The organism is Aquabacterium sp. A3, assembly GCF_038069945.1.
Taxonomy (GTDB): domain Bacteria; phylum Pseudomonadota; class Gammaproteobacteria; order Burkholderiales; family Burkholderiaceae_C; genus Aquabacterium.
Map to the genome: position 1 here is coordinate 814,932 of NZ_JBBPEV010000001.1, position 19,327 is coordinate 834,258.

Sequence of the window (19,327 nt, forward strand, 5' to 3'; positions counted from 1 at the left end):
CCATGGGAACCGGCATCTTCTCAATGGGCACCCGGGCCATGTTCGCGGCCCAGACCATGCTGGACACGGTCGGCCACAACATCTCGAACGCCAACACGCCTGGCTACTCGCGTCAGGATGTTCAACTGGCCACAGAAAACGGCATGTTCACCGGGGCCGGCTTCTTTGGTCGCGGGGTGCAGGTGGTCACGATCACCCGCTCCACCAACGAATTCCTGTCGCAAGAGGTCAACCGTAACCTGGCGGCCGAGTCGTCAGACCAGACCCGCCTGGACAAGCTGCTGCAGCTGGAGAAGGTCTTGCCCACCGGCGAAAGTGGCCTGGGCTATGCCGCAGGTCAAATGCTCAACGCCTTCGTTGACGTGGCCAACCAGCCCCAGGACATGGCCGCTCGGCAGGTGGTGCTGTCGCGCGCCCGCGAGTGGGTGAGCCGCGTCAACACGGCCGGTCAGCAGTTGGTCGAGATCCAGCGCGGCGTGGCCATGGACATCGAGAACACGGTGGACCGCATCAACGCCCTGGCGGAAGAAATTGCCAAGGCCAACCAGGCGATCGCGAGCTACAAGGGTGTCGGCCACACCCCCAACGACCTGATGGACAAGCGCGACCAGTTGGTGCGCAACCTGAGCGAGCTGGCCCAGGTCACCACCGTCAAGGCCGACGATGGCGGCCTGAACGTCTTTCTGGGCGGCGGACAGTTGCTGGTGCTGGGCAACGAAACGCAAGAGCTCAGCGTCATTGCCGATGCGAGCAACTCGGCCTTTCGCCGCATCGCACTGCACAACCCGATCAACAACACCGACCGCGAACTGGACCAGAGCCAGATCACTGGTGGCGCCCTTCATGGCCTGCTGACCTTCCAGGACACCGACATCGTCCAGACGGAAACTCAGCTCAACGCCTTCGTGCAATCGTTTGCCGACCGACTCAATGAGCAGCAGCGCTTGGGTCTGGATGCCGAAGGGGTGATGGGCACCGACCTGTTTTCCAACACCACCACGGCCGCAGGCATTCGACTGGCCTTGAACGTGCCCAAGGGCATCGCCGCGGCCTCGCCCTTCGTGGCCACCACCGATGTGGCCAACAAGGGCACCGCCACGGTGGACTCGTTCAGGATGCTGCAGACCACCCTGCCCTCCGGGGTGACGGCGCCCGTGAGCATCCAGTTCTATGAAGATGCTGGCTCACCCAGCGGTTTGCGCTACGAGGTCACTGCAGCAGGCGGTGGCGCGCCTTACTGGACCGCCAACTGGGACCCGGGCGAGCCCATCACCGACGGGGATCCCACGCCCGGTGTGGAGACCGCCAGCTTCGAAATGCTGATTGCTGGCACGCCCACGGGTGGTTCGCCGGGCGACACGCTGACGGTGTCGGAAACGATCTACTTCCTGGGCAACAACGGCAATGCGCTGTCCATGTTGGCCTTGCGGGATGACGCCACCTTCGTGACGGTCGACGGCGCCTCGTATGCCACGGTCACCGACGCCTACTCGCAGATGGTGGGCAGCCTGGGGGTGCTGGTGCAAAGCGGCAAGACATCGGCCGAGATCTCCAGCACGCTGTCAACCAACTCGCAACAGACGCTAACCGGTGAGGTGGGCGTCAACCTGGACGAAGAGGCCGCGCGCCTGATCCAGTACCAGCAAAGCTACCAGGCGGCCGCCAAGATGTTGCAGGTGGCCCAGAAGGTCTTTGACATCCTGCTGGAAACCTCACGTTGATCCGCCGCAAGGAGTCCTGAGCATGCGCATCGCCACCGCCTTCGCCTATGACCAAACAATCTTCAACCTGCAGCAGCGTCAGCAGGCCCTGGCCGAATCGCAGGTGCAACTGACCTCCGGCAAACGGGTCAACAAAGCCAGCGATGACCCCACGTCGGCGGCTCGTGCCGAACGCGCGTTGGCAGCGGCCGCGCGCAATGAAGCCAATCAACGCTCGCTGGACGCCAGCCGCAATGTGATGACCATCACTGAGTCGGCCCTGGGCGACGCGGTCGAGCTGATCCAGAGCGCGCGCGAAACCCTGGTGGCCGCAGGCAACGGCAGTTACACCGATGGTGAGCGCCGCGCGCTGGCCGTCAAGCTGCGAGAGATCCGCAACCAGATGATGTCCATCGTGAACCGCGCCGACGGCGGTGGTGGGTACGTGTTTGGCGGTCAGGGGGCATCCTCGCCTCCTTTTGTCGACACGCCCACCGGGGTCACCTTCCGCGGGCAAGGCGGTGAAATTCTGGCGTCATCCAGTGAGCGCCTGGCCCTGACCGTCGATGGCGAGCAAACCTGGCTGATGGCCCGCACCGGCAATGGTGTCTTCACCACGGGGCCTGATGGCAACCTGGGCGGTGGCGGCAACCAGGGCACGGCATGGATCGGCTCAGGCAGCATCACCGACCCGGCCACACTGCCCTACCCCGCCGCCACACCACCCGGCCCCAGCTACACGATCGAGTTCACCGACACCGGCAGCGGCATCACCTACGACGTGCTGGAAGATGGCAATCCGATCGCCTCGGGTGAGCCTTATGCCGACGGCAAGACCATCGACATCCCGGGCCGCGGCATGTCGGTCACCATCTCGGGCGTGCCCGCCAATGGCGACACCTTCCGCGTCGGAGAGTCGGAAAGCAGCCTGAGCATCTTCGACAGCCTGGACCGCACCATCGCCGCCCTCAGCAGCCAGAACGCCACGGGCGGGGTGGTCAAGCAGGCCGTGAACACCGGCATGACCGAAATCGACAGCGTGCTCAGCAACGTGCAGTCGGCCAGGTCGGCCGTGGGCGAATCGCTCAACCGCATGGAAGGCATCGAAAGCCGCATCGGTGCCCTGAAGCTCGCTGCAGAAACCGAGCGGTCCAATGCCGAAGACCTGGACATGGTTGAGGCCATCTCCCGTTTTCAGAATCAGCAAACGGGCTACCAGGCGGCGCTGCAAAGTTACGCCGCCGTGCAAAAGCTCTCGCTGTTCCAGTACCTGAACGTCTGAGTCATCACACACCATGCACCACCCTGCACTTGGCCAGCTCGCCCTGGCGTACAGCCCGGTCATCGACCGAAATCGTGCGGTCATTGCCACGCGGCTGACCTTGTCACCGCTGCACGCAGACGCCCCGCCCAAAGCCGCCGCCGTGCTGGAGGCCCTCGACCAGGTGTGGCCAGCCGGCAGTGGCCAACTGTGGCTCAACATCACGCACGAAGGCTTGCTGATGGACATGCTGCAATCCCAGTTGGGCAGCCACATGATCATCGAGGTGCCCGCCTTCATGGCGACGGATGCCCGCTACACCGACGCCCTGTGCACCCTGCACGCCAATGGCGGCACCCAGGTGCTCAAGGGACGCCCCTTGAGCGAGTTGTCCAAAGAGGTTCTGCCGTGCTTCAAGCACGCCATCGTCGACCTGAGCGAGGACCGCCGGGTGGATGGTCATGTGCCTGCCGCGCCTGGTGGCGGTGCCGCCGTCTACCGGGGCATCTCGGTGGTGCAAAGCGGGGTGTGCAGCGTGGAAGACATGGAAGCGTCGTTCCGACGTGGCGTGGCGGCGGTGCTGGGCTGGCCCATAGACAGCGTCATCCAGGCTGGGCAGAAAACCGCCGATCAACCGGCCTTGCAGGTCATCGTGCAACTGATCGATCAGGTGCACCGCCAGGATGAGATCGATGACCTGGAAAACACCCTCAAGCGTGACCCCCCGCTGGCGTACAAGCTGATGCGCTACATCAACTCACCCGCCTTCGGCCTGTCGGTGGAGATCAGCTCGTTTCGCCACGCCATCATGATCCTGGGCTACAACCGTCTGAAGCGCTGGCTGGCCTTGCTGCTGGCCACCGCCAGCAAGGATCCCAATATGCGCCCGGTCATGTACGCCTCGGTGCGCCGGGGCCTGCTGATGGAAGAGCTGGGCCGATGCAGCGGCAACGACGAGTTGCGCAGCGAGCTCTTCATCTGCGGGGTGTTCTCGCTGCTGGACCGCATGTTCAACCAGCCCTTCAGTGAGTTGCTTCGCACCATTCCCGTTCCGGAGCAGGTGTTCCAGGCCCTGGCCGAGCACACGGGTCCTTACGAGCCATACTTCCAGTTGGTGCAGGCCATGGAAAACGGCATCGTCTACGACATCCGCGAATCGGCCGAGCGCCTCATGCTCAGCTTCGATGACATCAATGCCGCACTGCTGCGTGCCATGACTTCGGCCTCGCAACTCGATTGAGTCTCCTCGCCCTCGGGCGGCCAGGGGCTAAGATCGGGCATGTCCACACCACATGCCCCCGCTGGCTCGCCCCTGCCGTTTGCCGATCTGACGCCCGACGCGGTGCTGAACGCCGTCGAGGCCTTGGGCCTGGTGGCCGATGGCCGCCTGATGGCGCTCAACTCGTACGAAAACCGCGTCTTCATGGTGGGACTGGACGGTGGCGACTCGGTGATCGCCAAGTTCTACCGCCCAGGGCGCTGGACCGACGCGCAGATCCTGGAAGAGCACCAGTTCGCGCACGATCTGCAGGCTGACGAGGTGCCGGTCGTGGCCCCGCTGGCCCTGAGCGCTCAGCACCCTGAGGCCCACGTCATCGGCAGTCATCACACCTTGGGCAACGTGGCAGGCCACCGCATCGCTGTCAGCCCACGGCGTGGAGGACGCCCCCCTGAACTGGACGACCCGGAGGTGCTGCGCTGGCTCGGCCGCTTTCTGGCGCGACTGCACCAGACGGGCGCCCAAGGCCGCTTCGAGCACCGGCTGACGCTGAGTCCGGACACCCTGGGCCAAAGCGCCATCGACCATCTGCAAAACGCGGACGACGCCCTGCCCCTGGGTGTGCGCCAGCGTTGGCTGGACGCCGCCCACGAGGCCTTGGCGCAGGCGCGCGAGGCCTTTGACCGGCAAGGCCCCGTGCGCCAGGTGCGCCTGCACGGCGACATGCACTCGGGCAACCTGCTGTGGACGCCCGAAGGCCCGCACTTCGTGGACCTGGACGACGCGTGCATGGGCCCGGCCGTGCAAGACCTGTGGATGCTGCTGCCCGGCGACCGCGACGAACGCCGCCCGATGATGGATGCGCTGATGGACGGCTACGAAAGCCTGGCCGAATTCGATTGGCACACCCTGGCCCTGATCGAACCCCTGCGCACCCTGCGCATGCTGCACCACAGCGCCTGGCTAGCCCGTCGCTGGGCCGACCCGGCCTTCCCGGCCGCCTTTCCATGGTTCGGCACCGAAGCCTACTGGTTGCAGCAGGTCGAGTTGCTGAACCAGCAAACCCTGGTGATGCGCGAGGGCTGAGCCTGCGCGCTGCGACGCGCCTGCACCCCGCAGGCGCCCCGCTGGCACGCCGCCTGCTTGCCTCCGGGCATGCCCGGCACCCCCAACACCGACGAGTCCCTGATCGCCCAAGAGCAACTGCTGCTGCGCGAAAGCGTGCGCCTGCTGGGTCGGGGCGCGTCGCCAGACACGGCGATTCGCGAGATGCTGCACCTGCTGTCCGAGCTGGTGGGACTGAACCGGGGGCGGGTGGTGCTGCCCGATGCCGACACGGGCGAGTTGCGCATCCGCCATGCCTATGGCCTGACCTGCCACGAGGTGGCGCGCGGGCGTTACCGCCTGGGCGAGGGCATCACGGGCCAGGTCATGCGCACGGGCGAAACCCTGATCGTGCAGGACATCGACAACGAGCCGGGCTACCTGGCCCGCGCAGTGGACCGCCGCAGCCTGCCACCCGAAACCGTCTCGTACATCGCCCTGCCCATCCGGGTGGAGCGGCGTGTGACCGGCGTGCTGGGGGTGCACCGGCTGCGCTCGCGCAAACGTTCACTGGGCGACGATCTGCAACTGCTGCGCACCATGGCCGAGCTGATCGGGCAAGTGTTTCGGCTGCACCAACTCATTGAGCGGCGCACCGCCGCCCTGACGGCCGAAAACCAGCAACTGCGCGCCGCCTTGCAAGAGCAGCACCCGCATGCTGCCGCCTGGGGCATTGTGGGCGAGGCCCCGGCCCTGATGGCTGCCTTGCGCCAGCTCGACCAGGTGGCCCCCACCGACGCCACCGTGATGCTGCTGGGCGAATCCGGCACGGGCAAAGAGCTGTTTGCACGGGCCCTGCATCTGCACAGCCCACGACGCGACCGCCCCTTCGTCAAGGTGAACTGCGCCGCCATCCCGGAATCCTTGTTCGAGGCCGAGCTGTTTGGCCACGAGAAAGGCGCCTTCACGGGCGCCAGCACCCAGCGCATCGGGCGCTTCGAGCAGGCCGATGGCGGCACCCTCTTCCTGGACGAGATCGGTGACCTGCCCCTGCCAGTGCAGGTCAAGCTGCTGCGGGTGCTGCAAGAGCGCGTGATCGAGCGCCTAGGCGGGCGCGGCGAGCGGCCCGTGGACGTGCGCATCGTGACGGCCACCCACTGCGACCTGATGGCCCTGGTGCAGGCGGGCCGCTTCCGGCTGGATCTGTTCTACCGCCTGAACGTCATCCCCATCCGCCTGCCCGCCCTGCGCGAGCGGCCCGATGACATCAAGCTGCTGGTGCAGCACTTCCTGTCGCAGCTCAACCAGCGGCATCAGCGCAATGTGCTGCTGGACCCTGCCGCCCTGGCCCGCCTGGTGGCCCACCCCTGGCCGGGCAACATCCGCCAGCTCTACAACGTGGTGGAGCGCCTGGTGCTGCTCAGCCACCGCGACGAGGTGGACGAGGCCACCGCCCACTGGGTGCTGCAAGCCGAAGGGGGCACCACCCCGCCCCTGCACGAAGCCACGACACCGACCATGCCCTCGTCGATCAGATCGTACGACCATGTGCAGGCGCACGAACGAGAGGCCATCACCCAGGCCTTGCGCGGCCATGGCGGCAACAAATCCAGGGCGGCACAGGCCCTGGGGCTGACCCTGCGCCAACTCAACTACCGCATCCAGGTGCTGGGACTGCGTGAGGCCCTGGCAACCCCTCGCAAAACCCGCGCCGACATCAACAATGTGTAGACAAATTGTCAACACATTGTCATTCATGACCGAAGAACAAAAATCCTAAGTCATTGATTTCATTGAGCTTTCATCCTGGCACAGCCCTTGCGCTGAGTGATTCATCACCGCACAGGAGCCCGCCCGATGAACGCCGTCTTGTCCGCCCCGCCTGACACCAGCCCTGCCACCGCCACCGCCACCGCCACCGCGATGGACGCCGCCCTGGCCCCGGTTCAGGAAGTGATCCGCCAACTGCTGGTGCCGCAGGTGGCCAAGATCGACACCGACGCCCACTACCCCCATGACGTGATGAAAGCGCTCGGCCAGGCAGGCGCTTTCCGAGGGGCCGCCAGCCCAGAGCATGGCGGCAATGGTCTGGGCCTGCCGCACGTGATCGCGGCCATGACGGCCGTCTCCCGCGAATGCGTGTCCACCGGCTTCCTGGTGTGGTGCCAGACGGCCTGCGCACGCTACATCGACCAATCCCGCAACGAGGCGCTCAAGGCCGAACTGCTGCCCCGCATCCTCAGCGGCGAGCAGATGGTGGGTACCGGCCTGTCCAACACCATCAAGTCGTACGACGAAATCGAGGCCTACCGCCTGTCGGCCCGTCGCGTGGACGGCGGCTACGAGATCAACGGCGTGTTGCCCTGGGTGTCCAACCTGGGGGCCGATCACCTCTTCACCACGGGTTGCCCGGTGGTGAACGCCGCCGACGGCGAGGGACCGGTGTTCGTGGTGGTGGACTGCGCGCAGCCGGGCTTCAAGCTGGTGGAATGCGCGCACTTCCTGGCGCTGGATTCCACCCGCACCATGGCCTGCCATTTCAAGGATGTGTTCATCCCTGACAGCCGGGTGCTGGCCCACCCGGCCGAGTCGCGCGCCTATGTGCGCCGCATCAAGCCCGGCATGATCCTGGGGCAAATGGGCATGGGGCTGGGGCTGGCCGAGGCCTGCATCGAGCTGATGCGCCAGTCCAACCGCACGCATGGCCACGTGAACTGTCACCTGGACGACCAGGTGGACGACCTGGCCCCGTTGTTGGCCCAGGCGCTGGAGACGACCCACGCCCTGGCGCAGGCCCTGCTGGACAACCCACTGGCCGAGGTGGTGGTGGACGTGCTGCGCACCCGGCTGGCCGGGGGCGAGCTGGCCATGCGCTGCGCCCACGCGGCCATGCTGCACCTGGGCGCCAAGGGCTACCTGATGCGCAGCCCGGCCCAACGCCGCCTGCGCGAGGCCTACTTCGTGGGCATCGTCACCCCCGCCACCAAGCACCTGCGGCGAGAGATCGCGCGCTTGACGCGCACGACGCCCGAGTTCAGCGCCCAGGCCGTGGCGGCCTGACCCCTCTGGATCACCTCAACCACCCTGGAGTTGCCCATGTCCCAGCAAGATCCGTTCGATCCCCATGTGCGTCTGCGCAGCGCCTGCGCCTGTGGCCGCCACGCGAGTCAGGCCGAACACGAGCAGGCCGCATCAACGACCCACGATGCTGACGCGCCCGTGGGCCGCAGCCTGCTGGAGCAAACGTTGATGCGGGCGCTGTTTCCACGCGATGCAGACCGGCGCAACTTCCTGCGTGCGGTGGGGTCACGCACCGCGATGGCGGCCATCGCCTCGGTGGTGCCGTTCAGCGCGCTGGAGGCCATGGCTCAAGAACGGGGCCCGCTGGAGAAGACCGACCTGAAGATCGGCTTCTTGCCCATCACCTGCTCCACCCCCATCGTGGTGGCCGGTGCGGCGGGCTATTACGAGAAAGAAGGGCTGAAGGTCTCTCTGCAAAAAACCGCCGGTTGGGCGGTGGTGCGCGACAAGGTGTTGGCCAAAGAGTTCGATGCCTCGCACATGTTGTCGCCCATGCCGCTGGCCCTGACCATGGGGCTGGGCGCGACCCCCACCCCGATGGTGATGCCCGTGATGGAGAACACCAACGGCAACGCCATCACCCTGCACGTCAAGCACCAGAACAACCGCGACCCGAAAAACTGGAAGGGCATGCGCTTTGCCATCCCCTTCGAGTACTCGATGCACAACTTCCTGCTGCGGCACTACCTGGCCTCTCACGGGCTGGACCCTGACCGCGACGTGCAACTGCGCGTGATGGCCCCACCCGACATGGTGGCCAACCTGCGCTCGGGCAACATCGACGGCTTCATCGTGGCCGAGCCCTTCAACCAGCGTGCGGTGTTTGATCAGGTGGGCTTCATCCACCTGCTGACCAGCGAGATCTGGGACAACCACCCCTGCTGCGCCTTTGCCGCCACGCGCGAGTTCGTCAACAGCCACCCCAACACCTTTGCGGCCATGGTGCGCGCCATCATGCGCGCCACCGCGTTTGCCAACGAGGCCGGCAGCCGCAAGGCCGTGGCCGAATTGATCTCGCCGCCCAACTACCTGAACCAACCTCCTGCTGTGGTCGAGCAGGTGCTGACCGGACGCTTCGCCGACGGGCTGGGCAAGATCCGCAACGACCCCGACCGCATCACCTTCGAGCCCTTCCCCTGGCACTCGATGGCCGTGTGGATGCTCACACAGATGAAGCGCTGGGGCTACATCAAGGGCGATGTGAACTACCGCGACATTGCCGAGCGCGTCTTCCTGGCCACCGATGCCCGCAAGCGCCTGGCCGAGCTGGGCCTGCCCGCACCGGCCAGCACCTACCGCACCCACACCATCATGGGCCAAACCTTCGACCCCATGAAGCCCGACGCCTACCTGGCCTCATTGGCCTCTTCGACGGCCCGCTGACCCCTTTCACCCACACCACAAGGAATGACCATGAGCACCACCACCGTGAGCACCTACCTGCGCCCCATCGACCGCGATGGCCTGTTGAAGTTTGCCGAAGCCGGCCGCGAGAACCCCGAACGCAAGGGCACCAACAAGGTCAAGACCGTGATGCAGGGCCAGTTCCGTTCATGGAGCTTCGTGGGCATCCACAACCCCGTGGTGGTGGACGAGCCCCTGCACCTGTTCGGCGAGAACACCGCCCCAGCCCCCGGCGAGATCGTGCTGTCGGCCCTGGGCGGCTGCCTGGGCGTGGGCATCACGGCCGTGGCCACGCTGCGCCAGGTCAAGCTCTCGAGGCTGGAGATTCACTTGGAGGCCGACATTGGCAACACAGCCGCCTGGGGCGCTGGCGGTGCCGAGCGCGAACCGCATCAGATGGGCTTCCAGGCCATCCGGGTGAAGGTGGCGATCGAGGGCGAGGCCTCGCGCGAGGAACTCAACGACATCGTGCAACGCGCCAACCATTTCTCGCCCGTGGCCAACAGCATGCGCAACCCGATCCCCTTCGAAATCGGACTGCTGGACGCCTGAGCTCAGGCAGCCCATCAGCACCGCCATGCATCACGGCCACGGCAGCCAAGCGCACTGGCAACAGGTTTACCAGACCAAAGCCCCTGACAGCGTGAGCTGGTACCAGCCCACGGCGGCCCGATCCCTGGCGTTGCTTTGCCAGGGCGGCTTAGGGCCGCAGAGTGCGGTGATCGACGTGGGCGGCGGCACCTCTTGCCTGGTGGATGCCTTGCTGGATGCCTCGGTGGGGTCCATCACGGTGCTGGACCTGGCCGAGGCCGCGCTGGCCCTGACCCGCCAGCGCCTGGGTGAGCGTGCCAGCCAGGTGACCTGGCTGGTGGGTGACATCACCCAGGTGGCCTTGCCAGCGCAGGCCTACGACCTGTGGCACGACCGGGCGGTGTTTCATTTCATGACCACGCCCGAGCAACGCACGGCCTACCTGCTGGCCCTGCAACATGCCCTGAAGCCCGGGGGCCACGTGGTGATGTCCACCTTCGCCGACGACGGCCCCGAGCGCTGCAGTGGCTTGCCCGTGCAGCGCTATTCGCGCGAGGACTTGCTGAAGGCCTTGGGGCCACGCTTCAGCCTGCTGGCCCATGAGCATGAACTGCACACCACCCCCGGCGGCATGCCACAGGCGTTCAACCACGCCCTGTTGCGCTTCGCGTGACCTTGCCCACCACAGGGGCGCGACGGCGCTGCTACACTTTTCGGCATGCGTCGTTGGTTGATGGTGTTTTTGCTGGTGTGGATGCCGCTGCAGTCCCTGTGGGCTGTGGCCGCGCCGTACTGCGCGCACGAACGCTCCACACCGGCCACGCACCTGGGGCACCATGAGCATGATGCTCACGACGACCTGGCTGATGCCAGCCAGGCCAGCCCCGATGGCGCAGGAAGCTCCTGCGCTGAACACGCCAACTGCCATGCCTGTCATGGGCATTGCGCGGCATTACCGCAGGCCCAGACCGCATCGCCTGCCGCTCCGCCTCAGCACGGCATGGCGCACGCCATCCAGGCCCCCTGGCCTTCCGCGCCGGTGGCCTTGCCTGACCGCCCCAACTGGGCCGACCTCGCCGTCCTCTGACCGGCGAGGATCTGTCGCGCGCTGACGTCCCAGCGATCTGCTCGGGGCCCTTCATTCGAGCCCCTTCATTCGAGCATCTTCGCTCGGGACCCTGCGCTCGCGCACCCTCGCCCCTGTTTGATCTTCACGGGCCTGTCCAGGCCCCATGGCGAGGAAACATCGCATGCGATGGTGTCATCACACCCCTTCACGGGGATCATCACTGGCGTCCGGGTCCAGCCTCAGGCTGGCCATGTGGCTGAGCACTTGGCTGATCGGTTCAGGCGCATCAGCACAGTCACACCCCCAATCGACAGACATGGCTCCGCCGGTCTCGTCATCCATCTCTGCCTCCCCCAGCACCACGGACGTGCCTGCAGCGCCCATGCTCAGCCTGGCGGGACTGTTCGCGCGGGCATGGGCCCGCCAACCCGAGGCCCGTTCGGCTGATCTTCGACGGCAGTCGCTGGCCCTAGCCCGCGAGGGCAGCCGCTCTTGGCTGGCTGGCGCACCCAGCCTGCTGCTGCAGGCCCAGACCGACCGCCCAGGAACCGGCCAAGGCGAACGCGAGCTGGAGGTGGGCCTGGCCCTGCCCTTGTGGCGCCCCGGCCAGTCGGCCCAAACCCAGGCCACCCACGAGGCCGAAGCCACCGCGCATGAACACCAACTGAACCTGCAGCGCTGGCGGCTGGCCGGCGTGGTGCGCGAGGCCTGGTGGCACGCGCAACGCACCCACACGGACCTGCTGCAAGCGCAAGCTCGGATACAGAACGCCCGCGCGCTGGCGCACGATGTGGCCCGGCGGGTGCAGGCCGGGGATCTGGCCCGGGCCGATCAACACCAGGCCGAAAGCGCCGTGGCCCAGGCCCTGTGGACCCTGGCGCAGGCCCAGGGCGCTCAAGAATCGGCCTTGGAGCAACTGCGGCAACTCAGCGGTGACTGGTCACTGAGCTCGCCGCCGTTGGACCGCACCGACATGCCTGACCTGCCCGAGCTACCAGACAGCGTGCCCCCCACGCACCCCTGGCTGATCGCGGCCCAGGCCCGTGAAACGCTGGCGCGCGCCCAGGCGCGACAGGCTGAGGTCTCACGCACCTCGCCCCCCGAGCTGACGCTGCTGAGCACCCGCGCGACCGGGCCGGCCGGTGAGCCGGCCCGGCGCAGCGTCACGGTGGGCATTCAGTGGCCCTTCACCATGGGCGGGCCCGCCGCCCAGGCCGAGGCCCAGGTGCTGGCCGCGTGGTCGGCCGCCCACGAGGCCGAATCCGAGCGCGTGCTGGTGCATGAGCAACTGCGGGCCCACATCGCCCAGGCCCGAGCTCGTCTGCGGAGTGCGCAAGCGCAATGGGCCGCCGCCCAGGATCATCAGCGCCTCGCCTCGGAAACACGCACGTTCTTCGAGCGCTCCTTCCAAATGGGTCAGACCGACCTGCCCACCCGCCTGCGCATCGACCACGAAGCCGCCCAGGCTCAGCACGCCCTGCACCGCGCCCGCATCGACCTACGGGCTGCCTGGTCTGACTGGCAACACGCCCTGGGTCAACTGCCGACCGAATGAGATCCCCCATGAACATCCTCCATCCCCTTTGCACCCCATCGCGCGGCTGGGCGCTGTGCCTGGCCCTGCTGTCGCTGTCGCCCACCGGGGCCCATGCCGGCCCGGGACACGACCACGATCACGATCAAGACGGGCCCTCGACGGCCGCCGTCACCCACCCACTCGCACCGCGACGCCAGGCCGATGGCAGCGTCCTGGTGCCCCAGCCCACCCAGGCCACGTGGAGCCTGCGCACAGCCAAAGTCGCCCAGGCCCAGCATGCGCGCGCGCACACCTTGCCGGGCACCGTGGTCATGGACCCGAACGCCGGCGGCGTGGTGCAGGCCATGCAGGCGGGTCGGCTGGAGCCCGGCCCCCAGGGCCTGCCCACCCTCGGTCAGACAGTGCGACGGGGCCAGGTGCTGGCTTACGTCCGTCCCAGCCAGAGTGCACTGGAGCGCGGCAACCAGCGTGCGCAACTGGCCCAACTGCAGGCCTCACGTGCGCTGACCGCACAGCAACTGAGCCGTCTGCAAGCCCTGAGCGATACCGTGCCCGCCAAAGAGATCGACGCTGCACGCCTAACGCTGCAAAGCCTGGACGCGCAAACCCAAGCCTTGCGCCAAGGCTTGGACGCGCGCGAGGCCTTGCAAGCCCCGGTGTCTGGCGTGGTGGCAGCCTCGCGTGCGGTGGCGGGCCAGGTGGTGGATGCGCGCGAACGTGTGTTCGAGATCGTGAACCCCACACGCCTGCGCATCGAAGCACTGGCGCATGACCCTGCACTGGCCGGGCAGGTCGCCAGCGCATCCATCGTGGTGAGTGGGCAAGCGCTGCCCCTGCGCTTCATCGGAGGCGGCCGCAGCCTGCGAGAACAGGCTCTGCCCTTGCTGTTTGCCGCCGAAGGGCCAGCCTTGTCATCCTTGGCGGTGGGACAGCCCGTGACGGTGTGGGTGCAATCCCATCAGCGCACCGCGGGGTACCGCGTGCCAAGTGCCGCGCTGCTCAAAAACGCCACGAACCAGCCCATGGTCTGGGTGCAGGTGTCGGCAGAACGCTTCGAGCCCCGCATGGTGATGTCGCAGCCCCTCGATGGGGCCCATGTGCTGGTCACCTCGGGCCTGCGTGATGGCGAGCGCGTGGTGATCCACGCCGCCAACCTGCTGCAGCAGATTCGCTGAAAGGACGCGCCATGTTCAAGTTCTTGCTGGACCGCAGCCTGCAACACCGGCTGATGGTGCTGATGGCCGCCTCTGTGTTGATGATCTATGGTGCACTGAGTTTGTCACGCACCCCGGTGGATGTCTTTCCTGACCTGAACCAACCCACGGTCACCCTGATGACCGAGGCCGGCGGCATGGCCGCCGAAGAGGTGGAGCAGCTGATCACCTTCCCGCTGGAAACGGCCATGAACGGCCTGCCAGGGGTGCAGACGGTGCGCTCGACCTCCAGCGCAGGGTTGTCCTTCATCTATGTGAGCTTTGACTGGCAGACCGACATCTACCGCGCGCGGCAGATGGTGGCTGAACGCCTGACGGCCATGGACGAAAGCCTGCCCTCGGGGCTCACCCCCAAGATGGGCCCGATCAGCTCGATCATGGGTGAGATCATGCAGATCGCCATCCCGATCGATACGCGCCAGACCACGCCCATGGCCGTGCGCGAGTACGCCGACTGGGTGCTGCGCCCCCGGCTCATGGCCATCCCGGGCGTGGCCCAGGTCATCCCCATCGGTGGCGAGGTGCGGCAGTTTCAGGTGCAGCCCGACACCATGCGCATGAGCAGCCTGGGCATCAGCCACGAGCAACTGGTGGCCGCCCTGCAAGGCCATTCCAGCAACAGCTCGGGCGGCTTCCTGTCGCTGCAAGGCCGTGAGTACCTGATCCGCCACCTGGGACAGACGTCCAGCCTGGACGATTTGCAGAACCTGGCGGTGGGCGCCCGTGAGGGGCAGGTCATCCGCCTGCGGCAGGTGGCCGATGTGCGATTCGCCGCCGCACCCCGTCGAGGTGACGCGGGCTTTGAAGGCCGCCCTGCCGTGATCCTGGGCATCCAGAAGCAGCCCACGGCCGACACCATCGAACTCACCCGCCGCATCGAAGCCGCCCTGGGCGAACTTCGGGCTTCGCTGCCGGCCGGCATGGAGGCCCCCCGCGTGACCTTCCGGCAGGCCAGCTTCATCGAAGCCTCGGTGAGCACGCTGCAAGGCAAACTCATCGGGGCCTCGGTGTGCGTGGCCCTGGTGCTGTTCATGTTCCTGGGCACCTGGCGCCCCACGGTGATCGCCCTGGTGGCCATCCCGGTGTCCATCCTGATCACCGCGCTGGTGTTTCGCTACCTCGGGCTGTCGATCAACACCATGACGCTGGGTGGGCTGGCCATCGCCATCGGTGGCCTGGTGGACGACGCCGTGGTCGACGTCGAAAACGTGATGCGACGCCTGCGACTGGAGCGGCTCAAGCCCGAGGCGGAGCGCCTGCCCGTGCTGGAGGTGGTACGGCAGGCCTCGATGGAGGTGCGCTCGGGCATCCTGTACGCCACGGCCATCATCGTGCTGGTGTTCCTGCCTTTGCTGGCCCTGCCGGGCATTGAAGGGCGGCTCTTTGTGCCCCTGGGCATCGCCTTCATCGTGTCCACCCTGGCGTCGCTGCTGGTGTCGGTCACCCTCACGCCGGTGCTGGCCTCGGGGCTCTTGCCGGGCATGAAGCGACTCGGTCACGGCGACACCGCCGTGCTGGCCTGGCTCAAGCGCCACTACCAGCCAGCCTTGCAGGCTGTGTTGAAACGCCCCAAGCAGGTGCTGATGCTGGGCGCGCTGACCACCGTGGCGGCGGCGACATCCGTGCCGTTCATGGCCACCACCTTCTTGCCCCCCTTCAATGAAGGCACCCTGTTGGTGGGGCTGAGGCTGAACCCGGGCGTCACGCTGGAAGAATCCTCCGCCATCGCCCAGCAGGCTGAAACCCTGATCCGCGAGGTGCCCGAGGTGACCCACGTGGGGCGTCGCAGCGGCCGCGCCGAGCTGGACGAACACGCCGAGGGCGTGCATGTCAGCGAGCTGGACGTGGGGCTTCAGCCCGCGCACGAACTGACGCGCAGCATGGACGAGATCCGTGCCGACATCCGCACGCGCCTGGCGGTGCTGCCAGGCTCGGTGGCCATCGGTCAGCCCATTTCGCACCGGATCGACCACATGCTGTCGGGTGTGCGCTCGCCCATCGCCATCAAGCTGTTTGGCGAAGACCTGGACACCCTGCGCTCGCAGGCCGAGGCCCTGCGTCTGCAGCTGGCCGAGGTGCCCGGTGTGGCCGATCTGGAGGTGGAAAAGCAGGTGCTGGCGCCCCAGATCAAGGTACGGGTGGACCATGAAGCGGCGGCACAGCACGGCGTATCCAGCGGCCAGATTCTGGCGGCGCTGCAAGGCCTGGTGGGTGGGCAGCAGGTGACCCAGGTGGTCGAGGGGCACCGCCGCTTTGCCCTGGTGGTGCGTCTGCCTGACGAGGCGCGCACGCCTGACACCCTGGGGCAGCTCATGCTGGACACGCCCATGGGCCGCATCCCGCTGTCGCGCGTGGCCACCATCGAAGACAGTGACGGTCCCAACCAGATCAGCCGGGACGATGGCAAACGGCGCATCGTGCTGTCGGCCAATGCACAAGGACGCCCCCTGTCCGACGTGGTGGCCGACATCCGCGCGGCGGTGGAGCGCACGCCTTTGCCCGAGGGCTACTTCATCACCCTGGGTGGGCAGTTCCAGGCGCAGGAAGAAGCCAGTCGACTCATCGCTGGCCTGGCCCTGGTGTCCATGGCGCTGATGTTGGCGGTGCTCTACACCCGCTACCAATCGGCCACGCTGTCGGTGCTGATCATGGCCAACATCCCGCTGGCCCTGGTGGGCGCGGTGCTGGGCCTGTGGCTGTCAGGTCAGCCCCTGTCGGTGGCGGCCCTGGTGGGCTTCGTCACCCTGGCTGGCATCTCGGTGCGCAACGGCATCCTCAAGGTCAGTCACTACCTCAACCTGATGAGGCTGGAAGGCGAGCGCTTCGACCAGACCATGATCGTTCGGGGCTCGATGGAGCGCCTCAGCCCCGTGCTGATGACGGCCCTGGTGACCGCATTGGCGCTGGCGCCCCTGCTCTTCGAGGCCGAGCAGCCCGGCACCGAGATCCTGCACCCCGTGGCGGTGGTGATCTTTGGCGGTCTGATCAGCGCCACCCTGCTGGACACCTTCATGACCCCGGCCATGTTCTGGCTGTGGGGGCATCGTGCTGCAGAACGACTTCAGAAGACCCATGAAAGCGAGGTGTTCTGAGCGCTGGAGCATGGTCCTTGAGGCATCATCAAGCCACTGCCCACCCCACGGGCCTGATGACGAAGCCGCCCATGCCCTCAGACAACCTGTCCCCCTGGCGCCACGAGCACGTGTTTGATGGCGGAAAGCCCGCCGCCGAGCGCAGTACCCTCTGGGTGCTGGCGATCACCGTGGTGACCATGGTGGTCGAGATCACGGCGGGCTGGTGGTACAACTCGATGGCCTTGCTGGCCGATGGCTGGCACATGAGCTCGCATGCCCTGGCCATCGGCTTGACCGCCCTGGCGTATGCCATGGCGCGGCGCTACGCGCGCGACCCCCGCTTTGCCTTTGGCACCTGGAAGATCGAGGTGCTGGCGGGCTACACCAGCGCGCTGGCGTTGCTGGGTGTGGCTGCCCTGATGACGGTGGAGTCGGTGGCGCGACTGGTCACGCCCGAGCCCATCCGCTTTCAGGAGGCCATCGTGGTGGCCGCGCTCGGCCTGGTGGTGAACATCGTGTGTGCGCTCATCCTTGGTCAGGCCCACCACCATGGAGACGCACACGGGCATGCCCGCGAACACCATCACGGGCATGGCCACGATCATCATGACCACCATGACGACCTCAACCTGAGGTCCGCCTACGTGCACGTGCTGACCGACGCCGCCACCTCGGTGCTGGCCATCGTCGCCCTGCTGGGGGGCTGGATGCTGGGCTGGGGGTGGCTGGACCCGCTGATGGGGGTGGTTGGCGCTGTTCTGGTGACCTGGTGGGCTAAAGGCCTGATCATCGACACCGGCAAGGTGTTGTTGGACCGCGAGATGGACGCGCCCGTGGTGGCTGAGATTCGCGAGGTGGTGGCCGCCAGCAGCCCACCCAACCAAACGCAACTCACTGACTTGCACGTGTGGCGTGTGGGCCAGCAGGCCTACGCCTGCGCCCTCAGCGTCGTCACACGAGACGACGCGCTGAGCGCTGATCACCTGCGGCAACGACTGGCGGTGCATGAAGAAATCGTGCACACCACCATCGAAGTGAACCGTTGGACGCCATGAGGGCGGCTCACACCGGATGACGCTGCCGGCCTTGCAGGCGGTACACCTGGGCATCGCCAACACCCTCGCCCTGCAAACACAGCCCGTAGTGAAATGGCGTGCCGTCACGCCCCGGAAAGCCAAAACGCAGGTCGCGGAACCAGGCGCAGCGCTCGGCTGGTCCGTCAGTGCCCATGGCCTGGGTGGTGTGCGTGAGCGCAGGCACCTCGGCAAACCAGCGGTAGAAGGCAAACGAGGGGTGATCCCAGGCCTGTCGCACCCAGGCCGGGGCATCTGCCCCACCCCACTGCTCAAGCACTTGCCAGGGGGCCTGTGACACCGGCAGATAAGGCGCTGACAGCCGTCGTATCCACCCGCTGTCAGACGTCAGCGCGAGGGGCTGAGTGCGGCGGGTGTTCACATGGGCCAGGTGATAACGCCCGTCGTGTAGCACCGCCACCGTCCAGTTGAAGGGCGACGCAGGTCGGGGCATGACCACCACGCGGGCCTGTGGCGCACCCAGGGTTTGCGCTTTCGCAAGCCCCACCGCCAGGGCTTCTTGCTGGCCCAACCAGGTCACCCCCACCCAGCCCATGGCCAAGCCCAAACCCAAGGCGGCGGGCCAGCGACGATGGGGCCAGATGGCCGCCAGCACCGTGCCCAGCAACAAGGCCCCCGTGAACCACAGGTCAATGATGAACACGGTGCCCAGACCGTGGCGGGTGTGGTTCAAGGGCGCCCACAGCATGGTGCCAAACTGGGTGATCCAGTCACCAACGATGTGGACGAGGATCCCGGCCAGGCACACGGCATACAGTGATCGCCAGGTGATGCCTGTCTGTGCCGCCGCCCCGGACGGCGATCGCCCCCGCCGTCCCAGCAGGAGGGCCATCACCCAGGCCACCAGCGCTGCCCAGACTGGCGCCAGCAACAGCGAATGCGTCACCCCCCGGTGGTTGAGCAAGTACGCCACATCCCCCCACCACCGGGCCACGATGTCCACATCCGGAAATGCACCGGCCACCGTGCCCGCCAGCACCCCTGCCCACAGCGGCACGGCGGTGGCCGACGGCACGCCACCGGCCAACGGTGCAGGTTGGCGCACATGGAGAAGTCGGGCCATCAAGGCCCCTGACAGGGCGTGGGTCAAGGTGTCCAT

Annotated in this window: 15 protein-coding genes; 14 read left to right on the forward strand and 1 reads right to left on the reverse strand. The window is 66.9% G+C overall.

Annotated elements, in window-relative coordinates; translation table 11 throughout:
- Positions 1-2 precede the first annotated feature (2 nt).
- The 14 genes from flgK to dmeF all read left to right on the forward strand — a co-directional run bounded on the left by flgK (position 3) and on the right by dmeF (position 18,189).
- The gene (flgK, locus tag WNB94_RS03565; RefSeq protein ID WP_341388452.1) at positions 3-1,721 is read left to right on the forward strand and encodes a flagellar hook-associated protein FlgK; all 1,719 of its coding nucleotides are present in this window, start codon (positions 3-5) and stop codon (positions 1,719-1,721) included.
- A 22-nt stretch (positions 1,722-1,743) separates the two neighbouring features.
- Complete coding sequence (gene flgL / locus WNB94_RS03570; RefSeq protein ID WP_341388453.1) at positions 1,744-2,982, forward strand: flagellar hook-associated protein FlgL; 1,239 nt, start codon at positions 1,744-1,746, stop codon at positions 2,980-2,982.
- Between the two features lie 13 nt (positions 2,983-2,995).
- Positions 2,996-4,201 (forward strand): EAL and HDOD domain-containing protein, encoded by a 1,206-nt coding sequence (locus WNB94_RS03575; RefSeq protein ID WP_341388454.1) that lies wholly within the window; start codon positions 2,996-2,998, stop codon positions 4,199-4,201.
- Positions 4,202-4,240: 39 nt separating this feature from the next.
- The gene (locus WNB94_RS03580) at positions 4,241-5,266 is read left to right on the forward strand and encodes a serine/threonine protein kinase (RefSeq protein WP_341388456.1); all 1,026 of its coding nucleotides are present in this window, start codon (positions 4,241-4,243) and stop codon (positions 5,264-5,266) included.
- 69 nt (positions 5,267-5,335) lie between these two features.
- The gene (locus WNB94_RS03585) at positions 5,336-6,955 is read left to right on the forward strand and encodes a sigma-54 interaction domain-containing protein (RefSeq protein ID WP_341388457.1); all 1,620 of its coding nucleotides are present in this window, start codon (positions 5,336-5,338) and stop codon (positions 6,953-6,955) included.
- Between the two features lie 126 nt (positions 6,956-7,081).
- Positions 7,082-8,284 carry an acyl-CoA dehydrogenase family protein gene (locus WNB94_RS03590; protein ID WP_341388458.1) on the forward strand — a complete coding sequence of 401 codons (1,203 nt, stop codon included), beginning with the start codon at positions 7,082-7,084 and terminating at the stop codon, positions 8,282-8,284.
- Positions 8,285-8,320: 36 nt separating this feature from the next.
- Positions 8,321-9,688, forward strand: a complete 1,368-nt coding sequence (locus WNB94_RS03595) for a CmpA/NrtA family ABC transporter substrate-binding protein (RefSeq protein WP_341388459.1) — start codon at positions 8,321-8,323, stop codon at positions 9,686-9,688.
- Positions 9,689-9,718: 30 nt separating this feature from the next.
- Positions 9,719-10,261, forward strand: a complete 543-nt coding sequence (locus WNB94_RS03600) for an OsmC family protein (protein WP_341388461.1) — start codon at positions 9,719-9,721, stop codon at positions 10,259-10,261.
- Positions 10,262-10,286: 25 nt separating this feature from the next.
- Entirely contained in the window at positions 10,287-10,913 is a 627-nt protein-coding gene (locus WNB94_RS03605) for a class I SAM-dependent methyltransferase (protein ID WP_341388462.1), read from the forward strand.
- A 45-nt stretch (positions 10,914-10,958) separates the two neighbouring features.
- Positions 10,959-11,327, forward strand: a complete 369-nt coding sequence (locus tag WNB94_RS03610) for a hypothetical protein (protein WP_341388463.1) — start codon at positions 10,959-10,961, stop codon at positions 11,325-11,327.
- Between the two features lie 298 nt (positions 11,328-11,625).
- The gene (locus WNB94_RS03615) at positions 11,626-12,864 is read left to right on the forward strand and encodes a TolC family protein (protein ID WP_341388464.1); all 1,239 of its coding nucleotides are present in this window, start codon (positions 11,626-11,628) and stop codon (positions 12,862-12,864) included.
- Positions 12,865-12,872: 8 nt separating this feature from the next.
- Positions 12,873-14,021: an efflux RND transporter periplasmic adaptor subunit gene (locus WNB94_RS03620; RefSeq protein ID WP_341388465.1), complete on the forward strand. Its 1,149-nt coding sequence runs from the start codon at positions 12,873-12,875 to the stop codon at positions 14,019-14,021.
- A gap of 11 nt (positions 14,022-14,032) precedes the next feature.
- Complete coding sequence (locus tag WNB94_RS03625; protein WP_341388466.1) at positions 14,033-17,152, forward strand: efflux RND transporter permease subunit; 3,120 nt, start codon at positions 14,033-14,035, stop codon at positions 17,150-17,152.
- Between the two features lie 71 nt (positions 17,153-17,223).
- Positions 17,224-18,189 (forward strand): CDF family Co(II)/Ni(II) efflux transporter DmeF, encoded by a 966-nt coding sequence (gene dmeF, locus WNB94_RS03630; protein WP_341388467.1) that lies wholly within the window; start codon positions 17,224-17,226, stop codon positions 18,187-18,189.
- Positions 18,190-18,196: 7 nt separating this feature from the next.
- On the opposite strand, the gene WNB94_RS03635 is transcribed toward dmeF, so the two are convergent.
- Positions 18,197-19,327 (reverse strand): metal-dependent hydrolase, encoded by a 1,131-nt coding sequence (locus tag WNB94_RS03635; RefSeq protein ID WP_341388468.1) that lies wholly within the window; start codon positions 19,325-19,327, stop codon positions 18,197-18,199.